At 68.6% G+C, this 16,463-nt stretch carries 16 protein-coding genes and 2 pseudogenes; 11 read left to right on the plus strand and 7 right to left on the minus strand.

Annotation, left to right across the window (positions count from 1 at the left end; translation table 11 throughout):
- Positions 1-285: 285 nt before the first annotated feature.
- Complete coding sequence (locus tag ACTWO6_RS06060; RefSeq protein ID WP_446220569.1) at positions 286-663, plus strand: transposase; 378 nt, start codon at positions 286-288, stop codon at positions 661-663.
- Positions 664-831: 168 nt separating this feature from the next.
- Here ACTWO6_RS06060 and ACTWO6_RS06065 read toward each other — a convergent pair.
- Positions 832-1,131: pseudogene (locus ACTWO6_RS06065) on the minus strand (very short patch repair endonuclease); the annotation flags it as partial.
- 6 nt (positions 1,132-1,137) lie between these two features.
- On the minus strand, positions 1,138-2,457 hold the full coding sequence (locus ACTWO6_RS06070; RefSeq protein ID WP_446220570.1) for a DNA cytosine methyltransferase: 1,320 nt from the start codon (positions 2,455-2,457) through the stop codon (positions 1,138-1,140).
- Between the two features lie 229 nt (positions 2,458-2,686).
- Here ACTWO6_RS06070 and ACTWO6_RS06075 point away from each other — a divergent pair, with 229 nt between their 5' ends.
- Entirely contained in the window at positions 2,687-3,004 is a 318-nt protein-coding gene (locus ACTWO6_RS06075) for a hypothetical protein (RefSeq protein ID WP_446218665.1), read from the plus strand.
- Positions 3,005-3,493: 489 nt separating this feature from the next.
- Here ACTWO6_RS06075 and ACTWO6_RS06080 read toward each other — a convergent pair.
- Positions 3,494-4,272, minus strand: a pseudogene (locus tag ACTWO6_RS06080) (transposase family protein).
- Positions 4,273-4,386: 114 nt separating this feature from the next.
- Between ACTWO6_RS06080 and ACTWO6_RS06085 the strand changes: the two are divergent.
- Positions 4,387-4,917: a DUF6884 domain-containing protein gene (locus ACTWO6_RS06085; RefSeq protein ID WP_446218666.1), complete on the plus strand. Its 531-nt coding sequence runs from the start codon at positions 4,387-4,389 to the stop codon at positions 4,915-4,917.
- Positions 4,918-5,137: 220 nt separating this feature from the next.
- Here the strand turns inward: ACTWO6_RS06085 and ACTWO6_RS06090 are convergent, their stop codons facing one another.
- Both ACTWO6_RS06090 and ACTWO6_RS06095 read right to left on the minus strand, forming a co-directional pair.
- Positions 5,138-5,407, minus strand: a complete 270-nt coding sequence (locus tag ACTWO6_RS06090; RefSeq protein ID WP_446218667.1) for a hypothetical protein — start codon at positions 5,405-5,407, stop codon at positions 5,138-5,140.
- A gap of 182 nt (positions 5,408-5,589) precedes the next feature.
- Entirely contained in the window at positions 5,590-5,832 is a 243-nt protein-coding gene (locus tag ACTWO6_RS06095) for a winged helix-turn-helix domain-containing protein (RefSeq protein ID WP_446218668.1), read from the minus strand.
- Between the two features lie 425 nt (positions 5,833-6,257).
- Here ACTWO6_RS06095 and ACTWO6_RS06100 point away from each other — a divergent pair, with 425 nt between their 5' ends.
- From ACTWO6_RS06100 to ACTWO6_RS06115, 4 genes are read left to right on the plus strand one after another with little or no spacing between them, the layout of a single operon-like run.
- Positions 6,258-6,512, plus strand: a complete 255-nt coding sequence (locus tag ACTWO6_RS06100) for a hypothetical protein (protein ID WP_446218669.1) — start codon at positions 6,258-6,260, stop codon at positions 6,510-6,512.
- On the plus strand, positions 6,509-6,772 hold the full coding sequence (locus ACTWO6_RS06105) for a DivIVA domain-containing protein (protein ID WP_446218670.1): 264 nt from the start codon (positions 6,509-6,511) through the stop codon (positions 6,770-6,772). The genes ACTWO6_RS06100 and ACTWO6_RS06105 overlap by 4 nt, the downstream gene beginning before the upstream one ends.
- Entirely contained in the window at positions 6,769-7,032 is a 264-nt protein-coding gene (locus tag ACTWO6_RS06110) for a hypothetical protein (protein WP_446218671.1), read from the plus strand. Before ACTWO6_RS06105 ends, ACTWO6_RS06110 begins: the two co-directional genes overlap by 4 nt.
- Positions 7,033-7,042: 10 nt before the next feature.
- A complete protein-coding gene (locus ACTWO6_RS06115) occupies positions 7,043-7,450 on the plus strand; it encodes a hypothetical protein (RefSeq protein ID WP_446218672.1) in 408 nt (135 codons plus the stop codon).
- Between the two features lie 421 nt (positions 7,451-7,871).
- Here ACTWO6_RS06115 and ACTWO6_RS06120 read toward each other — a convergent pair whose 3' ends face one another.
- Together ACTWO6_RS06120 and ACTWO6_RS06125 are read right to left on the minus strand one after the other, a co-directional pair.
- Positions 7,872-8,735 (minus strand): hypothetical protein, encoded by an 864-nt coding sequence (locus ACTWO6_RS06120; protein WP_446218673.1) that lies wholly within the window; start codon positions 8,733-8,735, stop codon positions 7,872-7,874.
- Between the two features lie 236 nt (positions 8,736-8,971).
- Positions 8,972-12,265 carry an NACHT domain-containing protein gene (locus ACTWO6_RS06125; protein ID WP_446218674.1) on the minus strand — a complete coding sequence of 1,098 codons (3,294 nt, stop codon included), beginning with the start codon at positions 12,263-12,265 and terminating at the stop codon, positions 8,972-8,974.
- Positions 12,266-12,500: 235 nt separating this feature from the next.
- Here ACTWO6_RS06125 and ACTWO6_RS06130 point away from each other — a divergent pair, with 235 nt between their 5' ends.
- The 4 genes from ACTWO6_RS06130 to ACTWO6_RS06145 are packed head-to-tail and all read left to right on the plus strand — an operon-like array spanning position 12,501 to position 16,436.
- The gene (locus ACTWO6_RS06130; protein WP_446218675.1) at positions 12,501-13,877 is read left to right on the plus strand and encodes an AAA domain-containing protein; all 1,377 of its coding nucleotides are present in this window, start codon (positions 12,501-12,503) and stop codon (positions 13,875-13,877) included.
- Between the two features lie 7 nt (positions 13,878-13,884).
- A complete protein-coding gene (locus tag ACTWO6_RS06135; RefSeq protein ID WP_446218676.1) occupies positions 13,885-14,589 on the plus strand; it encodes a VanZ family protein in 705 nt (234 codons plus the stop codon).
- Positions 14,590-14,647: 58 nt separating this feature from the next.
- Positions 14,648-15,364, plus strand: coding sequence for a response regulator transcription factor (locus ACTWO6_RS06140; RefSeq protein ID WP_446218677.1), 717 nt, complete (start codon positions 14,648-14,650; stop codon positions 15,362-15,364).
- On the plus strand, positions 15,357-16,436 hold the full coding sequence (locus tag ACTWO6_RS06145; RefSeq protein ID WP_446218678.1) for a sensor histidine kinase: 1,080 nt from the start codon (positions 15,357-15,359) through the stop codon (positions 16,434-16,436). Before ACTWO6_RS06140 ends, ACTWO6_RS06145 begins: the two co-directional genes overlap by 8 nt.
- Positions 16,437-16,463: the final 27 nt, after the last annotated feature.

The raw sequence follows: 16,463 nt of genomic DNA on the forward strand, positions 1-16,463 counted from the left end.
CGATGACGTCGACAGATGCGCTAGGCCAGCACCTGGATGAACTTCAGCAGAGGCTCGGTGATCAGTACCTCGAACCTAGATCAAGAGCATGAACGCCCGGCTGCACAATGAGCCCTTTTCATCCTGCCGTCGCAGGTGAGGCGGCATTGGCGGTGGCGGCGTGTCGATGCCCCTGTAGGACGAGGCTCCCGGTAAGACAGCAGTCGACCAAGATCCGATCTCTTCGACGTTGGCCTCGACATCGCCGCTCAACTGCTCACCACCGCCGGCGATAACCCCGACCGGCTGCACTCCGAAGCGGCCCTGGCCCGCCTCTGCAGAGCAGCACCCATACTTGCCAGCTCAGGACGGGTGCGCCGCCACCGCCTCCACCGAGGAGGCGACCGCGGCGCCAACCACGCCCTACGCACCACCGCCCTGTGCGGCATGCGCTACGACCACCGCACCCTACACGGCACTCTTCCTCTTGCGACGGTACGCCCGGTCGTCGGCAGCGTGGGCAGCTCGGCAGGCGTCACAGCGACAGCCGGTTCGATACCGATAGTCGCTGCCATGCGGGCCCCGTCCGCCCTCCTGTCGGTAGCGTGCAAGCAGCTCGGCCTGGTACCGGGCGTTCGCAGCCCGACATTCGGGGCATCGGCAGCGAAGATTCCCATAAGTTGACAAGGTGCCATGTTTTTGGTCTCTCGGGATCGGCACCGGGTTCCGTGGCCGACGCGGAGCGCGCTCCCTGACGACTCTCTCGATTTCTGCCGCGCCGGTAGCCAGGTCCTCGTGCTCCCACACACGGACGACTTGCCACCCTGCCTCGCTAAGTCGACGGTCGGTATCCGCGTCCCTGGACCTATTTTCTTGTAGCTTGGCGGCCCACCAAGCAGCGTTGGCTTTAGGTATCGAGCCATGTCGTGGGCAGCCATGCCAAAAGCATCCGTCTAGGAAGACTGCGACTCTTGCTGTCAAGAATGCCAGGTCCACTCTTCTGCGCGTTCCAGGGACAATCTGGCTATGAATTCTGTAACGAAGTCCCCTGCTATAGAGAAGTCGGCGAAGCTGCAGCTCTAAAGACGTATCGAATGACTTCTGCTTCTTCATGCGAGCAGAAACATCGGGCGAACTCGCGGGAGGCTTCATGTTCAATCAGCCGCGAATGTCGTCGGGCGTGAGATGGGTGTCCGGCATTACTAGATCTTGCTTTTCGGGCCGAGTGCCAGTGAGTATCCAGTTCACCAGCGAAGCCATCTGGTAGCTAACGAGGGGAGGAACCGCGTCACCGATATGGCGGTACATATTGCTGACACCACCCCGGAACTTGTAGGACGCCGGGAAACCGTTAAGAATCGCCAGCTCCCGAACGGAGCAAAGGCGGTCTTGCTCTGGGTGCGCGTATCGCCCATTCCCGACATGCGAACACTCCCGCTTAATAGTCGGAGCTGGCCTATCCCACCACATTCGTCCGTATACGTCGGGGTGACTCCCCAGGTCTCCGATGGCAAGCCGGTGTTTCATCGCAGGCGTTAGGAGGACAGCAGAGTTCTCATGCTGTGCCAGATCGAACCACGACCCTCCGTCGTGCGGCACCGACCGTATGCGGTCTCGGGTGGCGTCGCTACGAAATGTTGGGCAAACATGCACCTCGTCGGCTGGGTGGGCCTCGCCCTCGGATAATGCCGGCAGGTCCCATATCGCTCTGCGTACGTGTGTCGCCTTCGAGTCAACCTCAAGTCCGCTCCAGAGATCGTCCATCGTTCGCAATGGAAGATTTTCTCTCACAGCGATAACTACTGCCCGCTCCCGCTTTTGCGGAAGACCGAAACGGTTTAGGAGGTGAGTAGAGGCATGGACTTGATAGCCTAACCCAGCGAGGTCGCTGGTTAGCCCCGCGAGATGATCCCGGAATCGCCCCATCACTAGCTCGCGCGCGTTTTCCATCACGACAACGTCCGGCAGCCAGTGCTGGACGAAAAGAGCCGTGCGACGGACAAGCCCATTCCGCGGGTCATCCTGAAGATGATTCCTTGCGAGCGTTCTAGAGAAGCCGGTACAAGGCGGACAGGCAATGAGAACGGTCGGGGAGTGTGTCAGACCCATAAGCTGGGCGACTTCATCGGGGGAAGCCTCCGACAGGTCCACCTCTGCGGGCTTAAGGCCCATATTGGCGGCGTACGTCAGATTGCATGACAGGCTACCCCTTGGACTACTGGGTTTTCCCAACTGCGCATCAGCTGCGCCTACAACGCTGAACGCGGGGTGAGCGTGAAAACCAGCGCTCGCCCCGCCCCCTCCAGAGAAGAGGTCCACCACGCTTGCCGTCATCGCAGCACCATACCCCGGGACGCTGACCCGGCCGGCTGCGGCACGCAGCCCGACGATGACCGACCGGCCGTCCCACCCTGGCAAGCAACCGGTTGGGGGAGTAAGTAGGTGTGCGGCACCAGCCGTGCGTAGGCCCCGAGCCATATCGACCCGCTCGAGCCAGCAGAATTGGAGCCCCGAGCGGGGAGGATCCAAGCCGGCCGAGTCACGCCCGTGACCGTCCAGATGGCCTAGCTAATCGCCTCGGCGGCAGCTGCCGGGGTTCCGCAGGAGCCCAGGCGTCGGTCGCTGAAGCGCTGAGCAGTGCTTCGGTGAGTGCTCGGGCGGGTAGCCCAGGAGGACCTTGACGCGCTTGTACAAGCCTCGTAGTGTTATGTACAAAGAAGACGAGGCCTTGTACAAAGAGGAGCCGGATATGCCTAAAGGACCGCACAACCCCGCACAGCGGGTCGTGCTACCGAACGGCATGTGGCTGCTGCTTTACGAGAACGGCACGGTGAAGGTTGGCGGGTACGACCGAGCCCTGGCCGTCACCGAGGTGCTCAATCGCACGGGAGGTGCACACGTCTTCATCCGTGTAACGCCTGACCCGGACATTGCCGAGCCAAGAGCGGTCAGCCCTCGGGCGGATGATCTGGTCACGGTAGAGCGCGGCGTGATGGACAAGCTGCGCGGTATCAGTCAGATGTAACGCGAGGTTGTGTTCAGCTACAGCAGCGATCCAGCGTGCTCCATGTGCCCGATGTGTGTCAATGCAACGGTCAACGACCATGAGGCCCTGGTCAGGACGTGAGCCCCGGCCAGGGCCTGCGGTGTTTCCAGGTATGCGCGTTCGATCCACGGACCTGCGGGTCCGTTGGGACAGCCGCCAGTTCCCACGACAGCACTCATGGCGGTCGACCTTTGTCCCTTATCCACTTCCGAACGGTCAGATCGCGCATGGCACCATCGTGAGGGTTACCAGCGGTCAGCCCCTTCATGGAAGGGTGAGGCCCATCCGAGGCGAGTAGCTCGACGGTCAACGGACAGTCCACCGCGGGCGGCTGGGGTGCGCGTGACCCAATCTGCGTGGGAGTTGGTGCTGGAGGCGGCTCGTGAACTGTCCAGGCGCGGCCTTACGGAGTTCACTAAGGGACGTCTCGTAACTAGGTGAAGGTGTTGCCCGTGACCGGGTTGGCGCTCACCCGTCGAGGACGATGTTGTGGAGATGGGCGATGCCGGAAGCGGTATCGATCAAGGTGTGGGCGGCTCGGCGGTAGTCCCGCAGGATGTTCCAGTACTTCATCCTGGCCAGGGCGTGTTCGACCCCGGCGCGGACGGTGCGGTGCTGGGTGTTGAGCTCTTGCTTCCAGGCCGGTAGTTCTCTGCCGTCGGAGGGCTTGCGGTACGGGATGATCACTTCCGGGTTGCCGCGGTAGGCGCCGTCGGCCATCACAGGCCGGCCCGCGAGCTTCTGGTCGATGCCTGAGGTGCGGTAGACGATGGTGTCGTTGCGGTTTCCCGGCTGGGGGTCGCCGACGGCGATGACGAGACGTGTGCTGGCGTCGATGGCGACCTGCAGGTTGGTCGAGTAGCGGTAGTTCTTGCTCGGGGCGGCGAGGCGGTGGTCCCGGGTGGGGATCAGGCTGCCGTCGACGATGGCGATCTGGTCGACCGGACGCCGACGCACGGGGGCGAGGGCCAGGAGCGGGCCGAGGGTGTCGATGACCCGGTGCGCGGCGGAGTGCGACACCCCGAACAGCGGGCCGATCTGGCGCATGGTCAGGTTGGTGCGCCAGTACACGGCCACCAACAGCACGCGTCCGGCAGGTCAAGGGCCCACTGCCGGCCCGGCCGACCGTCAGCGATCGTGTCCCCGCCTCGCTCGGCGACCAGGCGGACCAGCTTGCGGAACTGAGCGGGCTGCAACCCCGTGAACGGGAAGATCCACTCGGCGCGCGCTGCGGAGATCACCTGCACCCAGGCATCCTCGATGATCGTCCTCAACAGACAGACAGCGGGTTACGAGACGTCCCTTAGGGGCGCAACCCACGTGTCGCCCACGGCCACTACCGGCTTGTCACCCAGCCCTCGATGGCTGGTTGGGTGGCCCCGAGACCGACTCCGCCACGGCCTGCGCCCGAGGCGCCGCGCAGCGGGCCGGTTGACATCGTCCTGGTCGGCTGCAGTAAGACGAAGGCGGGCACGCCAAGGCCCGCCAGGGTCTTCTATCAGTCTCCAATGTTCGAGAGGCGCCGCCGTTACGCGGAAGCCCGCAGTCGCGCCTGGTATGTGCTGAGCGCCGAACACGGCCTGGTGCATCCCGACGCCCTACTGGAGCCGTACGACGTTGCGCTTGCCGACCAGAGCGAAGACTATCGGCGGGCGTGGGCGCAGTGGGTGGTCGCGAAGCTGCGGCGGGTCGAGGGCGACCTGCGGGGCCGTGTCATCGAGATCCACGCGGGGGAGGCGTACGCCGCTCCGCTGCTGCCACTGTTGCGCGCCGCCGGGGCCGGCGCCTCTCAGCCGACGCTCGGTCTGCGGCTGGGCGAGCGGCTGTCCTGGTACGACCGGAACCGGATACACCGTAGGTCGAGCCGCCGGCCGGGTGGTTCACGAACCTGACCGTCGCCGACGGCCCCCGCGCGATATCCGCGTTCACCTACCGGTGGCCAGATCTGGCGGAGACGTTCGAATCGGCCACCGAACTCACGGTCACGGTGGCCGGGACGAGCCACCGGGTGCGCGTCGCTGCGTGCGACCGCGAAGCGTACGGCCGCTTACGCCGTCGGATTGTCGTCTTCGTGGGCTCCGAGCCGCTCGCCGAGGCGGCCGCCGCCGACGATTACCCCCACTCGCGGACGCCGGCTCGATCTGGGCTTGCCGCCCCGGGGCCGCCGAGCTCGCTGTCCGCCTGCGCCGGTTCCCCGGCATCGGGCAGAAGAAGGCGGCAATGGCAGTGGAGATCCTCGCCCGCGACCTGGGCGTGCCGATCGCCGATTTGTCCGGCAGCGACATCGCCTTCGACGTACACGTCCGGCGGGTGTTCCTGCGGACGCAGCTTGCCGAGTACGACGACCTGGACCACATCGTGGATGTGGCCCGGCGCCTGCACCCCGAGCGACCCGGTGAACTCGACTTCCCCGCCTGGCTGGACGGGCGGCGGTGGTGCGGTGCCGGCACTCCTAACTGCGGGCCTGCGTGCTGTGTGAGGTCTGCCCTCGCGGTGTGGATCGGGCGGCGGCAGTTCGAGGTAGCTGATAGCAGCGTCGGGGTCGTACCGACGGCTTCTTGCCCTCATCCGTTCGAGGACTTGGTAGCTCGGTCGGCGACGAATGTTCCCTTCCCCTGTTGGCCTTCGACCAGGCCTCGATCGCGAAGGATCCGTAGTGCCGCCTGCGCGGTGGAGACACTGACCTTGTACTGCTCGGCCAGCTGCGCGTACGTGGGCAGCTTGTCGCCTGGCGCCAGCTCTCCGCTGTCGATCTGCTCTGTGATGGCGTTGACGACACGTAGATAGTCCGCGGGTCGGTTGGGCATGTGATGGCACTCCTCGCTCGGCTCTTCGATTTGAGCACGAGGGCGTCATCAACTACAAGATGCATGTTGACTTAGGTAAGTACGTCACCTAACGTCGTCGACGCGGGTTTCCTCGCTCGGCAGCTTGGTTTCCTGCGTTTTGGGTGAATGCCCGAACGGTGTCGGGGCAGCGGCTGTGACACAGCTCCTCATGTCGTCAGAGCTGTCCCGGCATCCCGAACCTGTGACGCTTCGGCTCGACAGATCGAGTCAGAGAGGACGCGACTCACAGCAAACGGGAACGACCTTTCCGCTGCCGGGTGCGGCTGTGGAAGGCCCTCAAGCAGGCCCGGGGTGGGTGCTGGGCTCCGGTCGGTACGGACGCGCGGTCGTACCGGCCGTCCCCGCCCGCCTCGGCGCCGCAACCGCCCGACCAAGGGAGGACCATGGACTCGATCGACGGCATCCTCGGCGAACTACCGCTACCGCCCGACGTCACCGCCGAAGACGTCAGCTTCGCCGTCAAGGCGATCACCGTGCATGCCCCCGAGCAGTGGCCCGACGGCCCACGCTGCCGCAACGACCGCGCACCTCACCCCTGCCGGCTGCACCGCTGGGGCAGTCGGATCCTCGACCAACGCGGCCTCACCGACCGGCAGATCCGCGCCCTGGTTGCCGAACAGGAGGCGCCGCAGCGATGATCTACGTGACCGGGGAGCGCGTGCACCCGCACCACGCCCGCGTCGCCTCCTTCGACATCCGCTGGCGCGGCCTCGACCCCGCCCAGGTGCACGACTACCTCAACCGGATAGCCGACGAACTCGAACGACTGCACCGCGAGCTGACCACGGCGAACACCGAGGCCGAACGCATCCGCCAGGCGCTGCGGCAGTGGCAGTCCCGGCACACCGGCTGCCGCCACACAGATCCAGGTTCACCGAACAGTCGGTGGCAGCGATGACCGCACCCCGCTGGATCATCCACCTCCCCACCACCCTGACTAGCCTCGACGAGGCCACCACCCTCGCCGTGGCCCTGCGCGACTCGCTCGACCACATCACCGCCATCGACTTCGGTGAGACCACCCTCAGCGAGGAGGATCGCCAGTTCCTGCGTACCCGGATCTGGTGCGACGCCAAGCTCAACGGCTCCGGCCGTTGCCGACGCCGCAACGACCACGACGGCCCGTGCGGGGCCACGGATGAGGGCCCGCGCCGGTAGCGTCCCGGGGATGCCCGACACCGCGCACGACGATCTGCTGGCCTGCTTCACGGCTCCCCAGCCGTACACCATGGAGGCCGTCGCCGGCGCTCCCCGCGCGCCCGGCGTGCACGTGGTCCTCGACGGCGGCGTGGTCATCTACGTCGGCCGGACCAGGCGGGGTCTGCGGGATCGCCTCCGGCAGCACCTGACCGGCAACCGCGAGTCGTCGGTGCTGCACGAGCAGGTCGGCCAGCTTCTCGACACCGCGGGCAACGCGGCGTCGGCCGCCGACATCGCCGGCTGGCTGAGTCGGCGCGAGGTCCGCTGGCAGGAGACCGACAGCCCGGAGGGTACGAAGGAAGCCCTGGTCGTCGCCCTCAAGCCGCACTTCAACCGGCAGGTGCCGAAGCCACGTCACGCGGGCGGTGGCGAATAGCGGAGCGGCGCGTGGGTGACTGCCCCGCTGCGATGTCCCGGCAGTGCTCCAGGCGGCCCACATGAACATGGTGCTGTCGACCTGGCTGGTGATCGGAACACGGTCGACTCCGACGATGGAGATGTACACCAGGTGCGGTCTCCCCGCCCGCACGAGATTCCGCGCTGCCTCGGGATCGCCCTTGTACCGCCGGTGACCAGGATGGGTGGCGCCACCGCTTCTCACCTCTCACGCTGTAGCGGTGACCTCTGCACGTCCATCCCTCGACTCTGCCACTGCATCGTGCCGGGGGCTGGCGTATCGCGTGAGCTGTCGGACCTCGAACGGTCCGCCGGAGATTGGCCCGTTCTGACCGCTGTTCGCAGGAGCCCGTAGTCCGTGCCCGTCACGCGCCGCACCCTACCGACCCGGCCGGCCGACCTCATTCCGGCTTCTTCGTCCCGATCACCTTCGGCACCAGCTCGCTGAGGATGTTGCACGCACTGGTGAGATCGGTGATCATCACGTTGTAGATCGTGGGCTTGGTGATTTCGTGCTGCGCGAGAACGCGTTCGAACTCCTCGGCTCGGAGCAGGGCGGCGGCCAGATACCCGTGCACGGTGCGCAGGTACTCGGGCACCGGGTACGCGATGCGCTGGCCGCCCAGCGCCTCCAGCATGCGGTCACCCTTCAGCATGTCGGCGGTCATGACGGCGAACAGGTCCCAGGCCTCGTGCGCGTCCGTGCCCATCCGGTCGGCCAGCCACTCGTACGCCTGGTCCCGCCGTCCGATGGCCTCGTGCAGGTCTCGTCGGGTGCGCATCAGATCGAGCCGGATGGAAACGGGGATGCTCTCGTCGGGCCTCGCCTGCCTGCCGCCGTCGAGGGTGGCGCGTAGGGTCGACACGTTCGCCGCTGCCTTGTCCAGGTCGTCGAGGGCGACCCGCAGCAGCGGGGCGTGTCGGTAGAACTGCAGGCGTCGCGCCTGCGAGTCGTAGTACTCCGACAGTCGACCGACTGCGGCTTCGATGTCGCGATCGAGGACGGACAACGTCCGGAACGCGCCTTCGTCGTGCAGGCGTTCCTCCATCTTCCTCCGGAGCACTCGGTCCACCGCCTCGGTGGGCGTACTGATCATTTCGAGGGCTCGCTGCTCCTGCGTGCGGCTGAAGGCCCGGCCGAAGCAGAAGCCGGCGACTGAGAAGAGCGTTCCGACCAGGAAGTCCTTCTGTGAGTCGTAGATGGTCTGGAGGTTCGAGGACGCGACGACGGCGATGAACACAAGGTCGGCCAGTCCGACCGTCAACCAGATGACCTGAGAGCGTGAGAGGTCGGCGCGGAAAATTCCAGGGGTCGCCATGCCCCACATCTTGTCGGGGCGCGGCCACCAATGTGGACCCCCAACCCGGGGTGGGTCCGCGCCAGCGGTCCGCTCCGTCGCGTTCGCGGAGCCAGCGTGCGGAATTTCGGGCGACGAGCGAGGCGTTCAGCGCGGTGGCGAAGCAGGCCCACGCCACGTACGGCAGCAGCGACTGTCTTCGGTCACTTCCGCCAGGCGGGGGCCATTCGCTCGGACATCTCCCGCCAGAACGTCCGCAGGTCCTCCCGGTTGACCGCCTGCCAGTCCGCCCGCCCCGGCGAGCGGAACCAGCGCCCGACGAGGTCGATCTGGTGGGCGCAGAAGGCCTCGTCCATCTGGTACGGCAACTCGTCCCCCTTCGGCGGCAGCGGGCACAGCCGGAACGGGCAGTCGTCGATGCACGTGGAGCCCGGTTGGACGTCGTGGGCCTGGCGGCGGCTCAGGGTGACCCGCATGGCGCTGCGGTCGATGGTGAGGCACGGGGGCAGCTCGGCCCGGCTGGCCCGGCTGAGCCGACGCGCCCGCTCGGAATTGTCCCCTCCCCGGTCGGCGAGGTTGAGCAGCAGCATCACGTCGGCCAGCAGCCGTTGGGCCCGCGGTTTCAGGACCGCCCAGCCGTGCGAGGGCGGCAGCCAGGAGTTCTGGAGCCGGCGGACGCCCGGCTGGGGGCTGACCGACCCCACCCGCCCGACGATCTCCCGCTCGTCCACCCAGCAGTGCCGCTCCGGATGGCGTTCGATGAGCGCCTCGGCGCACAGGTCCGCGACCTCGAGGACGAGCGGGTGGGCCGTACCGCTGCCGCGCTGCGGGGCGCGCTGCCCACCCCCGGCGATCGAGGTCCAGAAGCCGACCAGCCCGCGTGGGTCCGAACCCTGCCCCCGCTCGCGCAACGCCTCGCCGGGATCCCGGGGCATGGCCAGCAGGGTGAGCGCCTGGATGAGCACCAGGTGCGAGTACCAGAAACGGGAGTGCCGCAGCGCCTTCTCGGCTTCCTCGATCAGGATGCTGCGGTGCGCCGGGTACGCGCGGCAGTTGGCCGCCAGCCGGAACCCCTGCGCGAGGGTGAGTTCGTAGACACGGGCCCCGTCCGAGGCGTCGGTGGCCAGGCGGTGCACCCAGCGCCGCAGGGTCTCCCGGGCCACGCCCTGCCAGTCCGGTTCGCCGGGGTCGTGCTCGCCCTCGGTGAAGAGAAACAGCGACGGCGCGATCCAGGTCCGCAGCTCCTCCAGGCGTTCCCGGCCCCGGGTGTCGACCGCCCCTGGCGGCTCGTCGAGCAGGTCGCGCAGCGCACGGACCGCCGCGTTGCCGCCGCCGGCGATCTCGCGGGCCGCCGCCAGCCGGGGCAGGTACGACGTCTCGTCGGCCATCATCTGGAACAGCTGCCGGTACTGCGGCACGGGCTGCTGCCCCCAGAGCCCGGCGGCCTCGGCGGGCTGGTCCCTGAGCTGCCGGGCGGCGTCGCCGTACCGGTGCACCAGGGCGATCTTGGCGTCCTCGAGGGGCCGGTCGGTGACCGAGCCGTCCCCCTGGTAGTTGGGCCAGGCGTCGCGGATCGCGTCGGCCAGTTTCCGGTGGACCGGGTGCCCGGTGGCGGCGTCCATCTCCAGCGCGGCCGCGAACATCTCCAGGGCCCGGGTGCGGTTCCGCGTCCCGGTCGCCGCGGCACAGAGCCGCTGTACGAGGCTGATCGACCGGTTCCGGGTGACCTTCGCGTCCTGGGCGCCCGGGCGGATTCCCACGGTCTGCCGGACGGCGTCACCGAGGCGGTGCAGCTTTCCTGGTGGGGAGGGAGGCTTGCGCCGCCCGTCCAGCCGTTCGAACGCCCCGCCGCTGCGGGTGTAGAGAGTGAGGGCGGAGAGCATTTCCCGTCCCGGCCCGTGGTTGTGGGTGAAGGCCCGCTCGAGGAAAGCCTCGTCGCGCATGGCGGCGGTGAGGAAGCGCGAGCCGAGGTACGCCTGGATCACCCCGTGCTGGAAGCGCACCCCGTCCTGCCGCTTCACGACGATGCTGAGCGCGTCCCCGGTGGTCTCGGCGAGCCCGATGTCCTGCGGGTTGTCGGCGCTGAGCTTGTGCAGCCGGGCCCGGAGCTCGGCCAGGATCCACCGCCGGCCGGCCTCCGTCGTGCCGTCGGCGCCGGTGAGTGCGGTGGTACGCACCGACAGCTGGTTGTCGCGCAACCCGATGCAGGCGAGCGCGGAGAGCACCTCGATCGCGTCGGACCGTTCGGTCTGCGGCATGCCGTAGTCCTCGTACAGGTCCCCCGCGACGATGGCGTCACACCACTCCTCCAGCAGACTCCAGCGCAGCGCGGATCTGCCCTGGCCCGCCGGCTCGACGCGGTCGAGGCGGTCGACCTCGTGGAGTTGGCCGATGATCCGCAGATAGAACGGTGAGTCGGCCACGTCGGCGGCCTTGACCATCTGGGCGATGCGGTCCCGCCAGTTTCCCGAGTCCGAACGGTGGCTGCGGGTCTGCACGTACTCCAGGGCGGCGCCCGGGGCGAGCGGCTCCAGTTGCAGCAGCAGCGCGTCCAACCCGCGCAGCGGGTCGTCGGGGCGCGACGCGACCACCAGGGGGAGACGCTCGCGGACCGCGGCCCGGACTGCCTCCCGGAGCAGGCTGTCCCGGTCGGCGGGCTGGGCGGTGCCGGCGAGCACCTCCTCCAGGCCGTCGGCGAGCACCACGATGCGGTTCTCCAGCCAGAGCCGCCGCCACACCTTGTCGGCGTCGCCCGCGGCGTTCAGCTGGGTGTCGATGGTGCGTTGGAACTGTTCGAGGGCGAGCTGGTGGAAGTTGAGCTTCTCCGGATCCGTGACGGTACGCAGGTCGATCCCGACCGGTACGACGTCGGTGGCCATCAGCATCTCCGCGAGGCGGATCAGCGTGGTCGTCTTGCCGGTGCCGATGCCGCCCACGAGCAGCAGCGGACGACGGCTGTGCTCATCGCGCAGCCGTTGGATCATCAGCTCGCACAACTCGTCCCGGCCGACGACGTGGACCGCGCTGATGTCCCGCTCGGCGGTGGGCAGCACCATCCGCCGGTTGCGCACGGCATTCCGGTCGTACCAGCGGCGGACCGGGACATACCGCCAGAAGAGGAAGACCGCCAGGCCCAGCGCCACGATCAGCGGGCCCTTGACGAAGCCCTCCACCTGCCCGCAGTAGTACGACCTCGGCGGCTTTCCCGCGCACCACTCCGACATCCGGAGGAAACCGGGCTCGATGTTGAGGACCATCAGGAACAGCGAGTAGATGGTCCACGCGACGAGTGTCCCGGCGGTGCCGATGATCGCCCACCGCAGCCCGCGGTGGTGCCGCCAGCCCATCCGGTGGTCGGGCCGCTCGCTCGTCCGCCGGCGGAGGCTCCGCTCGGCCTGGCGTTCCCGGCGGGTGCGCCACCTGCGCCGGCGCTGGCGTAGCCACAGCTCGGCCGCCCAGACCGGACCACGTCTCGGCCCGCCCATGGACACCCCCATGATCGGCATGGTCGGCCACCGTACGGAGGCGCCGTACCTCCTCACCTACGCCCACGCTAGCGCCCACTCCCGCAGGTCAGCGCCCGCTTCCGGCTTTCTCGCGGTGGGGCGGCGACGGGCGGGATCAGCCGCCGTGGAGCCCCGGACGGCGCTGTGCCGGGACCAAGAGCGGGCGTGAGGTGGCCGGAGGATTGCCGGTAGGGTCCCGGAGAACCTTTGTCGGGAGGTGTGGTCGATGCTTGCTGGGCTGGAGGTGCCGCCCGCCGTCGAGGCGGCGCGGGTGATCACGGCCGTGCTGGCCGACCTGCGCTCCGGCGCGCACCGGGGCGTCGTGGTCGACTCCCCGCCGGGCGCCGGCAAGTCGACCCTCGTCGTCCGCGCCGCCGTCGAGCTGGCCGCCGCCGGCGAGCCGCTGATCATCATCGCGCAGACCAACGAGCAGGTCGACGACCTCATCGACCGCCTCGCCCGCAAGGCCGCCGACCTGCGCATCGGCCGGCTCTCCGCCGCCGACTACCGGCCCTCCGACCGGGTCAAGGACCACGAGACGGTCCAGGTCGCCGCCAAGGTCGCGGACCTGGGCGGTCCGGCCGTCATCGTCGGTACGGCCGCCAAGTGGGCCACCGTCACCGAGGGCTCCTGGCCGTGGGCGATCGTCGACGAGGCGTACCAGATGCGGTCGGACGCCCTGCTGCGCGTGGCCGGCAGATTCGAGCGGGCGCTGTTCGTGGGTGATCCCGGTCAGCTCGACCCGTTCTCCACGGTCGAGACCGCGCGCTGGACGGGCCTGACCTGGGACCCGATGCAGGCGGCGGTGGCGGTGCTGCTGCGGCACAACCCGGACCTGCCGGTGCACCGCCTCCCCGTGTCGTGGCGGCTGCCCGCGTCGGCGGCGCCGGTGGTCGCGGCGGCGTTCTACCCGTTCACCGGCTTCCGGTCCGGCACGGAGTGGGCCGATCGGGCACTGTCGTTCACCGAGGCCGGGCCGGGGGACGGGTACGACGCGGCGGTGGACGTCGCGGCCGCGTCGGGGTGGGCGCTGTACGAGCTGCCGGCCCGGCACACACTGCGTACCGATGTCGAGGCCGCGGCGGCCTGCGCGGAGCTGGCGCTGCGGGTGCTGCGGCGCGGCGCGGTCGCGGTCTCCGAGCAGGCGCCCGACGGCGTGCCGGTCACGGCGGACCGGATCGCCGTCGGGGCTGCCCACCGGGACCAGGTGGCGGCGATCCGATCGCAACTCGGCGCGGGCGGCGCGGGCATCACGGTCGACACCGCCAACCGGCTCCAGGGCCGGGAGTACGACGTGACGATCGTGCTGCACCCGCTGTCGGGGCGGCGGGACGCGACCGCCTTCCACCTGGAGTCGGGGCGGCTCTGCGTGCTCGCCTCGCGGCACCGGCACGCCTGCATCGTCGTGGCGCGGGCGGGGATCGCCGAGCTGCTCGACGCGCACCCGTCGACCGAGCGGGTGCACCTGGACGTGCCGGTCAAGTTCCCGGACGGCTGGGCAGCCAACCAGACGATGCTCAGCCACCTCGCCGAGCACACCGTCACCTGTATCGCGGACGTATCGAAAATTGCATACGCCACCGCAACGGCCCTCCGTTTCTAATGGGGGCATGAACCACAGCGCATCCCTGTCAGCACCGCCTCGCCGCACGCGCAGGATCGTGCTTGTCAGCCTGGCGATCCTGGGCGTGGCGAGCGTCGCGTTCGCCGTGCGGCGACCGCTCATGATGTCCGCTCCGAGGTGCATGGCCGGCCGGTGGCACGGCTGCTTCGACACGTTCAACGGTGTGCTGCTCATGATGCTGGTTGCGCTGCCGTTGGCCGCTCTGGTGGTGTGGGCTTTGGCGCGCCGTCGGCGTGCCGCTGGCGTCACATCGGCGTGGCGGATGTCGCTGGCCGAGGTGGGCATGGTCTACGGGACGGTGCCGTTCGTATGGATGACCATGATGTCGGGCCCCGGGGCCGGCCTCGTCCCCGGTCGGGTGAGTCTGGTCCCGCTGCGGGACCTGGTCACGATGGGGCCGGTCGGGATCGTCGGCAACCTGCTGATCTTCGCGGCGCTGGGGTTCTTCGCTCCGATGCGTTTCGCGGCGCTGGCGTCCGTGCCGCGGATCCTGGCGCTCGGGGCAGGCTGCTCGGTCCTGGTCGAAACCGCACAGTACGTCCTGCGGCTGGACCGGGTGTCCTCCGTGGATGACGTACTGGTCAACGCCGCCGGCGCCGTGCTGGCCGCGCTGGCGTCGCGCCACTGGTGGCGCACTACGGCGGAGGTGCCTTCGGACCAGCCTCGCCCCGCGCCGGCGCCGGCAGACTGAGTCGCGTGTCCGGTGTGCATACGTCGGCGATATTTTGTGCTGACAATAGGCTTCAGGCATGCGCGTACTGATCGTGGAGGACGAGCCCTACCTGGCCGAAGCCGTCCGTGACGGTCTGCGGCTGGAGGCGATTGCCGCCGACATCGCCGACGACGGCGACTCCGCCTTGGAACTGCTCAGCGTCAACTCCTACGACCTCGCGGTCCTCGACCGCGACATTCCCGGCCCCTCCGGCGACGAGGTCGCCCGGCGCATCGTCGCCTCCGGCAGCGGCATCCCGATCCTCATGCTCACCGCTGCCGACCGGATCGACGACAAGGCTTCCGGGTTCGAGCTCGGCGCCGACGACTACCTCACCAAACCGTTCGAGCTGCGGGAACTCGTCCTGCGGCTGAGGGCGCTCGACCGCAGACGCGCGTACGCCCGGCCCCCGGTCCGCGAGATCGCGGGCCTGCGGCTCGACCCCTTCCGCCGGGAGGTCTTCCGCGACGAACGCTACGTCGCACTCACCCGCAAACAGTTCGCCGTGCTGGAAGTCCTCGTCGCCGCCGAGGGCGGGATCGTCAGCGCCGAAGAGCTGCTGGAACGAGCCTGGGACGAGAACGCCAACCCCCTCACCAACGCCGTGCGCATCACCGTCTCCGCACTGCGCAAACGGCTCGGCGAACCGTGGATCATCGCCACCGTGCCCGGCGTCGGCTACCGGATCGACACGGGTATGAACACCATCGCCCCTGGCAGGGACACCACCGCCCCCGGCAGTACGCATGCATAGACGCCCAGGGCTCAGCGCCCGACTGAAACTCACCCTCAGCTACGCCGGGTTCCTCGCCGTCGCCGTCGCCCTCCTGCTCGCCGTGGTGTGGGGGTTCCTGCTGCGCTACGTACCCGACACCTCCCAGGGCCTTCTCGGGATCTCGCCCAACCGCTACCTCCTTGTGCACACCTTCGCCCCCGCCGCGGCCGTGGCGATGGTCTTCCTGCTCATGTTCGGGCTCGTCGGGGGATGGATCCTCGCCGGCCGGATGCTCGCACCACTCACACAGATCACGGATGCGGCACGGATGGCCGGGAGGGGGTCGCTGTCCCACCGGATCCGTGTGAAGGGCCGCCAGGACGAATTCCGTGAACTCTCCGACGCGTTCGACTCGATGCTCGAACAACTCGAGTCCCACGTCGCCGAGCAGCAGAGGTTCGCCGCGAACGCCTCCCACGAACTGCGCACCCCGCTGGCGATCTCGCGGACGCTCCTCGACGTCGCCCGCCGGGACCCCACGCGGGACCGGGACGAACTCATCGAACGCCTGCACACCGTCAATCAGCGGGCGATCGATCTCACCGAGGCCCTCCTGCTGCTCAGCCGCGGCGACCGCGGAAACTTCACTTGCGAGAGCGTCGACCTCTCCCTCATCGCCGAAGAAGCCGCCGAAACGCTGCTTCCCCTCGCCGAACAGCGCCGGATCACGCTGGACGTCACCGGCGGGGCGGCCCGGACCAGCGGCTCCGCCGAGCTCCTGTTGCGGATGGTGACGAACCTTGTCCAGAACGCCATCGTCCACAACCTCCCCGCCGACGGCACCGTAACGGTCCACACCGAGGCGCACGGCGACACAAGCGTGCTGCGGCTCGAGAACACGGGTCGCCGGCTCCCACCGGAACTGGTACCGACCCTCACCGAACCCTTCCAGCGCGGAACGGAACGCGTACGCACCGACGAACACCCCGGCGTCGGCCTCGGCCTGGCCATCGTGCACAGCATCGTCCGCGCCCACGACGGGACCCTCGACCTCGTCCCCAACCCCAACGGCGGTCTTCTCGTCACGGTCCGGCTGCCCAGCACGCCCTAGGCATCGTCCCCGATCGGGGCTGTCTTT

The sequence above is a fragment of the Micromonospora sp. IBHARD004 genome, assembly GCF_052814115.1.